Raw genomic sequence first — 12321 nt, 5'->3', positions numbered from 1 at the left:
TATGTATCTCGCAAATTCAGAACGATACCAATCATTTCAATATCGAAAAATTAAAAATAGCGGTTTGGTATTACCACCATTGTCACTCGGTTGCTGGCATAACTTTGGAGATGACACCCCAATTCAGCAACAAAAATCGGTACTTTACACGGCGTTTGATCATGGAATTAATCATTTCGATCTAGCCAATAATTATGGAACACCCTTTGGAAGTGCAGAGAAAAATATTGGGCACTTTTTAAAAACTGATTTCAAGCCATATCGAGATGAACTCATTATTTCGACAAAGGCAGGCTGGGACATGTGGCCTGGACCTTATGGACAAGGTGGTAGCAGCCGAAAATACCTAATGGCTAGTCTTGATCAAAGCTTACAGCGACTGGGACTTGATTATGTCGATATTTTTTATTCACATCGTTATGACTCAGAAACACCACTTGAAGAAACAGCCAAGACACTTGCCGATATTGTGCAGCAAGGTAAAGCACTCTATGTGGGGATTTCTTCTGGGTATACACCAGAGTTAACTTTACAGTTAATAGAATTGCTTCAGGCCTATCACGTTCCACTTACTTTGCATCAACCGATTTACAATTTTTTTGAACGTCAGATTGAGCAAGGTTTAACAGAGACCGCTAAACAAGAGGGTTTTGGTGTAATTACGTTCTCACCACTGGCCCAAGGCCTATTGGCTGGACGATATCTGAATGGTGTGCCTGAAGACTCACGTATTGGGCGTGGTAGTCGTTATTTACAGTCAGAGCATCTCGTTTCATTGAAGCTACAGCAAATACAGCAGTTAAATGAAATAGCAAAGTGTCGAGACCAAACACTGGCTCAATTATCACTGTCATGGGTTTTACGTGATGAACGGATTACATCGACAATCATTGGTGCTAGTCGCCCCGAACAGATCATCGAAAACTTAAAAGCATTGCAAAACACGGTGTTTAGTGCAGATGAGCTGAATCAGATTGACGCTATTCTAAATACGCTATAACTCTATACAAAATTTGCAGCATGGCTTTTTAGGAGCCAATGCTGCAATGATTGAGCATTTTATTTGTTAAAAGCTAAGTTTCACGGTTGCACCAATGGTACGAGGCTGACCTAAACTAGCCAGAACAATACCATTAGAAGAATTCCAAGTATTGGTCACATAGGTTTCATTGGTGAGGTTTTTTACCCATAGCGCAACATCCAGTTCATTTTCACCAATACGATGTCGTGCACCTAGACTCGCATTCGTTAATCCATAGGCTTTGATGACACTGTACGGGTTATTATCTAAAGAGCCATATGACCAATCTCGCCAAGCATAACTTCCTGAAACATAGGGCTGCCAGTTATTATGCTCAGTTAAGTCATAACGGAAATTGAAATTTGCAATCCACTTTGGTACGCCATATACACGCTCTCCAGACAGATCTTGTGTATTTACGCCTGTTGGAATGCTGATATTGGATGGAGCAGGCGCGTTTTTGTATTCTGTATAGGTGGTGTCGTTAAGAGACCCATTAAAATTAAGTGTAAGGCGACGAATAGGTTGATAGGTTGCATCGAGTTCGATCCCTCGGCTGCGTACTTTACCTGCATTTGCCAATACACTCACTACAGAGTTACCGACTTGTTCATAGCTTGTGGTTTGATAGTCAGAAACATCAATCCAGAATATATTGCTATTGAGCTGTAAGGTATTATTAAGAAAATTTTGTTTTAATCCAATTTCATAGTTATCTGCTTTTTCAGGATCAACCTTTAACGAGTTAGCACCTGCTGCTGGTGCAGAACCAATGCTCAGGTTAAAGCCACCTGATTTCTCGCCGTGTGAATACGTTGCATAGGCCAGTGTGCTCGGATTTACCCGATAGCTGCCAGTCAGTAAGCCAGAGTAACTTAAACCATGTTGCTTCAGTTCACCCGAGTCGTATGCGCCAAGCTGGGCATTTAGTAAATTACGCTCTGCCGCACTTAAACCCGAAACTGGAGTACCCCCAATAGGGTCGGTTCTATAGATACTGGCAGATTTATCTTCATAGGTGACTCGTGCACCTGTGGTGATGTCTAGCTTCGGTGTCGCATGCCATGTACTTTGACCAAATAATGCTGAGCTTTTTGTCTCAGTTGTTCCATATGAATACGAATCTCGATTATTCAAAATATTCGATTGACCATTTGCTATTAAGGTTCTTACGCTCGGAACGTTGTAAAGATAGAATGCGTCCGCCGTATCTCCATATAAAGAGAAAGTCGTATTGTCTAAATGTTGCTGAAAGTAATATAGGCCCGTTACCCAATCCACTTTTTGATTTCCAGCAGATGTTAGGCGTAGCTCTTGAGAATACTGTTTATCTCGAACCGAAACACCGGCATTCGTCAATGCATTTGAACTAATAAAATCACTATTGGTTGGAGTGAAGTTCCAAAAGCGGTATGCACTAATCGACGTAATTTTTTTACCGCTATCTAGCGACCAATTGGCTTCTGCCGATCCACCACCTTGTTCAACAGACATATGTTGTGGGGCATCTGAATGAATCTGTTTGTCTTTCCAGTTGGTGTAAAGATTTTTGGCACCTGATTGTGTGGCATTTTCTAAGTAACGATTGTAGTTATTTCCATATACGGTACTGTTAAACGTTGGCCCAGCGTAGTACACCACCATCGCGCCTTGATCATCATCTTGTTTGTTGTAATCTGCAATTAGACGTAAATTAAAATTCTCTTGCGGCTTCCAGAGAATTTGACCGCGGACACCTTCGCGATCTGTATTGTTATAATCTTTACCATTATAGGTGTTATCAATAAAACCATCCTGAGTTGTTTTATAAAAAGAGAGTCGGCCTGCTACAGTTTCGGATAGAGCATCTGAAAACGTTCCTTTAGCCTGCAAATAATTGCGTGAACCAAAAGAAATTTCAGCAGAATGGTCTGGGTCGAAGGTAGGCTGTTTTGAGCTAATGTTTAATAAGCCCGCCGTGGTATTTTTACCAAATAATGTCCCTTGTGGCCCGCGCAATAATTCGAGTTGAGCAATATCTAATAAATCAAATACAGCCATGCCGGGGCGACCTAAGTAAACATTGTCCAGATAGACCCCAACACTAGCTTCCAAACCATCACTGGCTGGGTTATTGCCCAAACCTCGAACCGCTACACTAGATTGACGTGGGTTCAAGAAAGCAACATTAAGGCTGGGCAGGGCTTGTTGTAGATCTTCAAGTTTACTGAGTTTTTGTGTTTCCAGTGTTTTGGCACTTAAAATACTAATTGGTGTTGGAACATTTTGTGCTTTTTCTTCACGTCTTCGTGTAGTCACAATAACATCTGCAAGCTGAATGACATCATCTGCTTTACTTTTTGACTGTGAATTTGACGTACTGGCTTCCGTTACCGCTGTACCTGAAGTAGTGGGAGTATCTTCGGCATAAACAATAGATGAATATCCTGCACACCCTATAAGTGAAATAAACAGACTTTGCGTGATTCTATTTAAAACTAATCTTTTTCTCTTGAAATGAAAGGTGTGCTTTTGAACTGACATTAATGACTCCATTTGTGTTTTCTTTGTGATGATTTTAATTTTTATGTAATTGAACACTGTCATTATCAGTACAAACTTAAGTTTATATTTTGATGATCTTATCTTTATATTTAATAGTAATTTTTTAAACAGAGGCCTTTTAAAATATTGTTCAGGTGGCAAATGTAAAAGCCAGCATTAGGTGCTGGCTTAGTTCAATCTAAATACTAATCTCTTTGTTATTTTTATGCTTCAAATGGTTCTAGCTGATCATTCTGTAATAATCTTCGTTGTTGCACATTTTCAATCACACCATTTTCTTTGACATAAGTTGCCCATTCTTTGAGTAATTCATTGAGCTTTTCTGGATATTGTTTTGCCAAATCCTGAGTTTCACCTTTATCACCTTTAAGGTTATATAGCTGCCAGCGATTCGGGCCATTTGGCGCAGGGATGAACAGCGCTTTCCATTCTCCTTTACGCAGAGCCTTTTGCCCAAATAATTCCCAGCCTGTGACATGATCTTCACTGTGAATATGGTCTTGTTGTACTTGTAAATATGGCAAGATAGAACGTCCACGCAGTGGTACCAATTGACGACCTTTATAAACCTGACCAGGATGCTGAATATTTAAATAATCTAATAGAGTTGGTAGTAAATCCATGACCGTCAAAAATTCGTGACTGATCTGATTTTGGCGTTTAAACCCTGCGTAGTGAATGAAAGAAACTGTTCTGATTCCACCTTCGCTAGTATGTGCTTTATATAGGCGAGCAGGGGCAGTGGCTGCTTGTGCCCAATGTTCTCCGTACCAAACATATGAGTTTGCTCGCCCAATATTATCAATACTGTTGTCGTAATATTGCTCGATAATTTCATTAAGTTGGCCGCCAAAGACGGGTAGAGCTTCAAGTTGAGCACCTTCTGCACCATTGTCTGATAAAAAAATAACAATAGTATTGTCTAATTCACCTCGATCTTTGAGGTATTCCACTACACGTCCAACGTTTTGATCCATACGATCTACCATAGCCGCATAGACTTCCATAATTCTTGAGGACTTATCACGTTGCTCTTGAGTCAGATTTTCCCAGAATGGAGTTCTAGCTAAGACAGGGTGAATTGTCGTTTCCGCATCTACCAATTGAAGTTGCTTGAGTTTTTCAAGACGCTGTTCACGTAGTTTAACGGGGCCATCTGCATAACGTCCTTTATATCGATCGATATCTTCCTGAGGTGCTTGAAGCGGCCAGTGTGGTGCAGAGAAAGGTAAGTATGCAAAAAAAGGACGTCCTTGGCGTACTTCATCATCTTGTAAAAAGTCTAGAAGGCGAGTGGTAAAATAATCGGATGAATAAAACCCTTGAGGTAGTTCTTCCGAAAACTCATCATCTTCTGCATAGAGTCCTTTTGTTGACTTAAGTAAGCGTGGAATTTGGTCTTCTGGAATATCCGCTTCAAATAGATAATGATTGGCTGCACCAGGTAATAGTGCAAAAGAACGTTCAAACCCTTTTTTAATTGGAAAATATTCTGGTTTTAGTCCCAAATGCCATTTCCCAGACATAATGGTGTAGTATCCCGCATCTTTTAATAATTCTGGTAATGCGGCAACTTTGTTATTTAATACACCTTCATAGCCTTCTTTACCTTCAAGTTCTGGGGTAAGGGCCTCTGCCATGGTTCCTAAACCAGCTAAATGATGGTCAGTGCCTGAAAGTAACATCGCACGAGTAGGGGAGCAGGTTGACGCCGTATGAAAATTAGTAAGTCTTAAGCCGTTTAATGCTAATTCATTCAAATGAGGTGTATTGATTTCTCCGCCAAAAGCACCTAAATCTGAAAAACCTAAATCATCTGCCACAATCAATAAAATATTAGGTTGGTTTTTGATATTTACATCTGTCATGTTTTATCCAACAAAGCAACTAAAATGCTTAGTGTAAATATGACAAATTTTTATTCTGTTTCTATTCTGACAGTTATCTCCTAATAAAATCATATCATTATGACAAAAGCAGATATATCAAAGAAACTTAGTGGTACTGTTAAACTGATGAGTCTGAGCAATATCGCTTAGTTTTTCAAAGTCTAAAATAAAGATTTGATTGTATTTAACCTCAATAATGTTTTGGTTCGAAAGCGCTGCTAGTTCTTTATTAATGCTTTGTCTTGAAGTCTGCAAAAGCTCTGCCAGATTTTCCTGACTCAATTTGAGATTCAGTAAAATTTTATCTTTGTCCTGATAGGAATGATAATCCACTAGAAAAACTAGTTTTTTAGCGAGACGAGTTTGCAATGTTTCAGTTGAATAAATGAAATTTTGTTCACGATTTAGCTGTGTTCTTACACAGATTAATTTCAACACCATGAATAAAGCATCTGCATTATTTCTGATGACATCCATAAACAATTGACCAGGAAGGTTGGCAATTACCGTTCTACCTTGTGCAATGTGGTCATGAAGTAGGGGTTGACCCGTTACGATCGGAACAATATTGATTAATGTACCTGAAGGCACAAAAATATCGGTGTGGTATTTGCCTTGAGATGTGCTCCAGCCAAGTTTAAGCGCGCCTTCAAGCAAAATATTGATATCAGTACACGGATCATTTTGATTGTATATCGTTTGATTATGATAATACTTTCTTATTTTTAAATGCTGAATAAGCGTAGATTTCTCTGTATTAGATAAAGATTGAATAACCTGATAATTTTCTAAAATACGAATACTTTTATGAATAAATTCATTCGTTATAATTTGATGATCAGAAGATTGTCCGCCGTCAAAATCATTCTGATATTTTGAGATAGGATTCCTAAACTCGATAATTGATGATGCTTTCATGATAAATCAGAGATATAAACTAAGATTTTAACCAGCTTATCAGAGTTAAAATTTATTCAAATTTTAAAAAAATATAATTTCATATTTAATTTTCATATGTGCGTGTTATTAATTATTTAAATAACAAAATAATTTTTTACGTGATGGATTGTCTCTGAAATAACAGAATAAGCCGCCGTTTCTGATAAAAATTCAGTCATATATTATGACAGGAAATTAACATGACCACATTTATTCAGAAACCAGCACAACAACTTCACGTTAAAAAATTAACTGGTCGAATTGGGGCTGAAATATCAGGCATTCATTTAAGCTCTGAGCTTGATTCATCTACAGTTCAGTTTATACACGATGCGCTACTAGAGTATAAAGTACTCTTCTTTCGTGGCCAGCAACATTTGGGGGACACGGAACAAGAAAAATTTGCAGAATTATTTGGATCACCCGTTAAACACCCAACAGTACCAGCAGTGGATGGCACAGATTTTATTTTTGAACTTGACTCACAAAAAGGTGCCCGTGCCAATTCTTGGCATACTGATGTCACTTTTGTCGATGCCTATCCTAAAATTAGTATCTTGAGAAGTCTAATTATCCCTGAAACAGGTGGCGATACAACTTGGGCAAATACTGAAACAGCCTATGAAGATCTTCCTGAGCTTTTAAAGCAATTTGCTGAGCAATTGGTAGCTGTACACTCTAATGAATATGATTATGGTGGACCAAAACAAAATGTCGAGCCAGAACAACTCGAAAGACTGAAGAAAATTTTTGTATCTACCAAGTATGAGACAGAGCATCCGGTAGTCGTATTACATCCAGAAACGGGCAAGAAAAGCCTATTACTTGGGCATTTTTTCAAACGGCTTGTGGGGTTTAGCCAAAGTGATTCACAGCTTTTATTTAATATTTTACAAGAAAAAGTAACGCGACCAGAAAATACAGTGCGTTGGCAATGGCAGGAAGGAGATGTCGTGATTTGGGATAATCGCTCTACACAGCACTATGCAGTTAACGATTATGGCGATCAACATCGCGTTGTACGCCGAATTACGCTTGCCGGTGAAGTAACGACTGGTGTACATGGCTTAAAAGGTAAAACCACATTACCCAAAGATTTATCAGCAGAACAACTCGAAAAAGCCAAGCTTCACGCTGTTTTAAATGCCAACTAAAGACTATTTTAAACATGCAAAACGTCACTGTTGTTAAGCGGTGACGTTGTATATGTTGTTGAGAAAAACGATATGGCCACACTATCAAAACGTAATCGATTTATCTGGATTATTCCTGCACTTATTTTTGTCGCTTTGCTACTGTTTATTTTCAAACCATCTTCATCAGCACCATCAAAAACAACAAATCAGACTGAAAACATTGTAAAAATTAGAATTGCAGTACCTGATCTAAGCAGTAGTGAAAGACACAGCAGCGGCACACCCTTAGTTGATTATATATATTTAAATCAGTTACTTGAAAAAGAATTTGCAAAGAAAAATATTCAGGTTGAATGGCAATTTTTTAAAGGTGCAGGGCCAGTAATTAATGAAGCCTTGGCCAATAAACAATTAGATTTTGCTTTTTTAGGTGACTTAGCCGCTATTATTGGTAAATCGAATCAAATCGATACTACTTTATTGGTAGCAACTGGACGGCATATAGATGCTTATTTAGGTGTTTTGCCAAATAAAGGATATACCAGTCTCGAACAGCTAAGAGGTAAACGAATAGCGATTTTTCAAGGAACTGCTATGCAATTGTCGTTTGATCAATATATCGAGCGATATGGCTTTACTGAAAAAGATTTCCGCATTATTAATTTAGATCCTGCTGCGGCCAATGCAGCACTTGCAGCTAAGCAAATTGATGCTAGCTGGGGTTTAATGCCAATTCTAGCGCTCAAACAACAGAAAATTGTAGAGGTTCCTCTGAGTACTGGGCAGAGACAAGATGGAGCTGGCACAATTCAATCAGGTTTGGTGGGTCGTAGTGAATTTATTAAACAACATCCTGAAATTGTCCAAACATTGGTCAATATGGTTTTACAATCAGCACATTGGGTTTCACAGCCTGAAAACCGCGATAATGCCATTCAACTTGTCACTAAAAATGCAGGATTACCAACGGAACTCTATGCATTGAGCCTACAAGACAAAGCCTTAAAAACAGTTTTTTCGCCACTTTTGGACGAATATTATCTAGGGCATCTACAAGAAGGTGTACAGACTGCATTAAAGGCCAAACTGATAAAACGCGATGTTGATGTAAAACAATGGCAAAATGCTGAGTTTGTAGAACGAGGGATTCAACAGTTGAATTACGTCAATTATTGGAATTCTTCAAAATAAAATTATGAAATTAATTTAGCTGTGCAAAAAGACCTTAACAAAGGTCTTTTTTATAAATTGCATAATACGCATCTAAAATAATTAATGATTCTTTGTAGAGGCAACAAGTATAGCTAAACGTACAGCAACAGAATCAAGGACTTACTAGTGAATTATATAACTGTTCGTATAATGTATATTATGTTAAATAGAAGATTTGGAAACCTACCATATATAAGGCTCTGGCTACTCTACGTTGATGCCACGCCGTTTATACTTCACTACACTGAATTATTAAAAGCTTCTTTAATTACATCTGTTGCCCAAGCAACTTACTAAGCCGTGGCACTCTTAACAACTTAAATTGGTTGAACCCTATTTCTAATCTTAGCCAGAATAATTCTCTACACAGCTTTGTATAAAATGTCATTACACTTTTTATTTACCCTAGTGAACTGCACACCACCTTTACGAGCTTTATTTTGTGGCTACTACTGGCTGCTATATAGATTTCTTTTTCGAAATCGCCTTTTAAACATTTATATCTCGAAAATGGCATTTGGAACTAAAACTAGAAAAATTCTTGGCCTGCCCAAGCTCTTGGTTAACATTTCAACAACAGCATATCCTATTGAAATTTAATTAAAAAATATCTAAAAAAGCTATACATGCTTTTAAAAAACTTATATAATTTATGTGTACAGCTATTCTTTAGATTTCTATCACCACAATACATACAGTATTTCAAATACTCACATCAATGCATCAAAAAATACTCAAGCAATCTCTCCCGCTCATTACGTTTAAATTCCAACCCTCTCATTTTCCAACTAGCTCAGGTTATAATAATGGACTCCCAAAATATTGTTGATCTATTATGAACGCCTCCAATGACCCTTTACACGGCAAAAAACTTGCTGACATTTTGGATGAATTATTGGATTACTACGGTGGATTTGAAGGCTTAAGTCGTAAAATTGAAATTAGATGTTTTTGTATAGATCCAAGTGTTAAATCATCATTACGATTCTTACGTACCACACCATGGGCACGTGAAAAAGTAGAAAACTTATATTTGTATGTCTTACGCCAAAAAGCCAAACAGAAATCGTAGCGATCAAAACTCTAGCTTCAGTATTTTAATTAGTGGTGGACTGCCACCACTCTTCTTTAGTAGGAAAATATGTATTCATAGCTTCCTAACAATTAAGCCCTATAAGTTGAATATTTAAACAATTCATTTAAGAAACATCTACACGCTTTTCATAAATTTTATTTTACTTTTACTATAAATCCCTAAGTTCAAGTGATCACACATGACTAAAAGAACAATAAATATTTATGGAGCCAGACAAAATAACCTTAAAAATATTTCATTAAAAATCCCAAAACATGAAATTGTTGTCTTTACTGGAGTCTCTGGCTCAGGTAAATCGTCTTTAGTTTTTGAAACCATTGGCGCAGAAGCACAAAGACAAATTAATGAAACTCAAGATAGTTTTGTCCGCAATCGTTTACAGCATTTTGGCGTAGCTGACGTTGATAAAATTGAGAATTTAAATGTACCTGTCATTATTAATCAAAAACGTTTAACGGGTAACATCCGCTCGACCGTTGCTACAATTACTGATATTTACGCCAATCTTCGCTTATTATTTTCACGTATGGGCGAACCATTTGTTGGATATTCGAATGTTTTTTCTTTTAATCATCCTAATGGCATGTGTCCACAATGCGAAGGTATTGGTTTAGAGCAAACAATTGATATTAATAAAATATTAGATTTAGATAAATCCTTAAATGAAGAAGGCGCTATCAATTTTCCTACCTATCAACCTACAGCATGGCGTTGGACTCGATATGCAGATTCAGGTTATTTCAATTTAGATAAAAAGTTAAAAGATTATAGTGAAAAAGAATGGGACTTGTTGCTGTATGCCCCTCAACACAAACCTTTGAATCCAACAAGTAAATGGAGAAAAACTGCACTTTACGAAGGATTGGTGACCAGATTTGAACGTAACTTTTTAAAAGGAGAAACACGGGAAAGAAATCGTTATGGGAATAAACTTGAGCAGATTATTACAACCAAAGAATGTTCTTTATGTAAAGGCCAACGACTTAATCAAAAATCTTTATCTTGTAAGATTAACGGTAAAAATATTGCTGAATGTACAGCCCTATCTGTATCAATGCTTTTAGAGTTTATAGAGTCCATAAAAAGTGAAAAATTTGAAACCGTTTTACATGAACTCATTAATAAGCTGAGTAACTTAAACTTAGTTGGTCTCAGTTACTTAAACCTTAATCGTGTGAGCAATACATTATCGGGCGGTGAATCACAACGAATCAAAATGGTTAAACATTTGGGTAATAGTCTAGTTGATCTGCTCTACATTTTTGATGAGCCAAGTATTGGGCTGCATCCAAAAGATTTAGATAATATTATTAAAATCATTCAAAAGATTAGAGATAAAGGAAATAGTGTTTTACTGGTTGAACATGACCCTGATCTTATTAGAACAGCGGACCATGTCATTGATATGGGTCCTCTTTCTGGTGTCAATGGTGGTCAAATCATTTACCAAGGCACTTTCGAAGAATTAAAGAACTCATCAGGTTTAACAGGCCAGTTTTTTAAAAGACCAAATACCTATAAGAAAACACCCCGCATTCGTTGTGAATGGATTTCGATTAAAAATGCCCATTTATTTAATCTAAAAAATATTGATGTCGATATTCCCAAAAATTGTCTAAGCGTTATTACAGGTGTTGCGGGCTCTGGAAAAAGTACATTAATCAGTAAAGTCTTACCTCAACAATATCCTGAAACAAAAGTAATTGATCAATCTGCAATTACTGCAAGCATTCGGTCAAATTTACTGACCTATCTAGACCTTCTTGATCCGATTCGCCAACTATTTGCAAAAGCAAATAAAGTGAGTGCTAAGCTCTTTAGTTTTAACAGCGAAGGTGCTTGTCCTCAATGTAAAGGATCAGGTATCGAGAAAATTGAACTCGCATTTTTAGATGATGTTGAAATGACATGCGACCTTTGTCACGGCTCAGGATACGCCCCAGAGGTGTTAAAGTATCAATATAAAGATAAAAACATTGCTGAAATCTTAAAAATGACTGTTACAGAAGCCGGCCACTTTTTTGAAGATCGTAATTTACAACAGCAATTTAATTCATTGGTAAGCTTAGGGTTAGACTATATTGCAATCGGCCAACGCTTAAATACTTTCTCTGGTGGCGAGCGCCAAAGATTAAAACTCTCAAAAGAGCTCAATGAAACAGATAATATTTTTGTATTAGATGAGCCGAGTACAGGCTTACACCCTTCTGATACTGAAAAATTGATTAGTTTATTAAATAGCTTAGTTGAAAAAGGCAATACGATCATCGTTATTGAACATAACCTAGACATTATTAGCCAAGCAGATTGGATTATTGATATTGGTCCATTAGCTGGTGACAAAGGTGGTGAATTGGTGTTCTCTGGAACTGTTACTAGTTTGCTCTCCGCAGAAAAATCATTCACAGGCCACTATTTGAAAAAATATCTAGAGCTGTAAAGATTTGATTAACTAGCTTGGCACAACAGTGAATCAGATTTTGC

8 protein-coding genes are annotated in these 12321 nt (G+C 37.2%); 5 read left to right on the top strand and 3 right to left on the bottom strand.

The window, feature by feature from the left end:
* Position 1: 1 nt before the first annotated feature.
* Entirely contained in the window at positions 2-1000 is a 999-nt protein-coding gene (mgrA, locus tag AOLE_RS09615; RefSeq protein WP_013197877.1) for an L-glyceraldehyde 3-phosphate reductase, read from the top strand.
* Positions 1001-1066: 66 nt separating this feature from the next.
* On the opposite strand, the gene AOLE_RS09610 is transcribed toward mgrA, so the two are convergent.
* The 3 genes from AOLE_RS09610 to AOLE_RS09600 all read right to left on the bottom strand — a co-directional run bounded on the left by AOLE_RS09610 (position 1067) and on the right by AOLE_RS09600 (position 6372).
* Positions 1067-3556 carry a TonB-dependent receptor gene (locus AOLE_RS09610; RefSeq protein WP_081399149.1) on the bottom strand — a complete coding sequence of 830 codons (2490 nt, stop codon included), beginning with the start codon at positions 3554-3556 and terminating at the stop codon, positions 1067-1069.
* A 212-nt stretch (positions 3557-3768) separates the two neighbouring features.
* Complete coding sequence (locus AOLE_RS09605) at positions 3769-5433, bottom strand: arylsulfatase (protein WP_013197875.1); 1665 nt, start codon at positions 5431-5433, stop codon at positions 3769-3771.
* A 117-nt stretch (positions 5434-5550) separates the two neighbouring features.
* A complete protein-coding gene (locus tag AOLE_RS09600) occupies positions 5551-6372 on the bottom strand; it encodes a Crp/Fnr family transcriptional regulator (protein WP_004701544.1) in 822 nt (273 codons plus the stop codon).
* A gap of 221 nt (positions 6373-6593) precedes the next feature.
* Between AOLE_RS09600 and AOLE_RS09595 the strand changes: the two genes are divergently transcribed.
* The 4 genes from AOLE_RS09595 to AOLE_RS09580 all read left to right on the top strand — a co-directional run bounded on the left by AOLE_RS09595 (position 6594) and on the right by AOLE_RS09580 (position 12277).
* A complete protein-coding gene (locus tag AOLE_RS09595) occupies positions 6594-7547 on the top strand; it encodes a TauD/TfdA dioxygenase family protein (protein WP_013197874.1) in 954 nt (317 codons plus the stop codon).
* 72 nt (positions 7548-7619) lie between these two features.
* Positions 7620-8720 (top strand): ABC transporter substrate-binding protein, encoded by a 1101-nt coding sequence (locus AOLE_RS09590; RefSeq protein ID WP_013197873.1) that lies wholly within the window; start codon positions 7620-7622, stop codon positions 8718-8720.
* Positions 8721-9576: 856 nt separating this feature from the next.
* Positions 9577-9813 (top strand): VF530 family protein, encoded by a 237-nt coding sequence (locus tag AOLE_RS09585; protein WP_004961824.1) that lies wholly within the window; start codon positions 9577-9579, stop codon positions 9811-9813.
* 202 nt (positions 9814-10015) lie between these two features.
* Positions 10016-12277 (top strand): ATP-binding cassette domain-containing protein, encoded by a 2262-nt coding sequence (locus AOLE_RS09580; RefSeq protein WP_013197872.1) that lies wholly within the window; start codon positions 10016-10018, stop codon positions 12275-12277.
* Positions 12278-12321: the final 44 nt, after the last annotated feature.

It is taken from the genome of Acinetobacter oleivorans DR1 (genome assembly GCF_000196795.1).
In the GTDB taxonomy this organism is placed as follows: domain Bacteria; phylum Pseudomonadota; class Gammaproteobacteria; order Pseudomonadales; family Moraxellaceae; genus Acinetobacter; species Acinetobacter oleivorans.
Note: the sequence above shows the minus strand (reverse complement) of the source record. Positions and strands in the feature narration are given on the sequence as shown.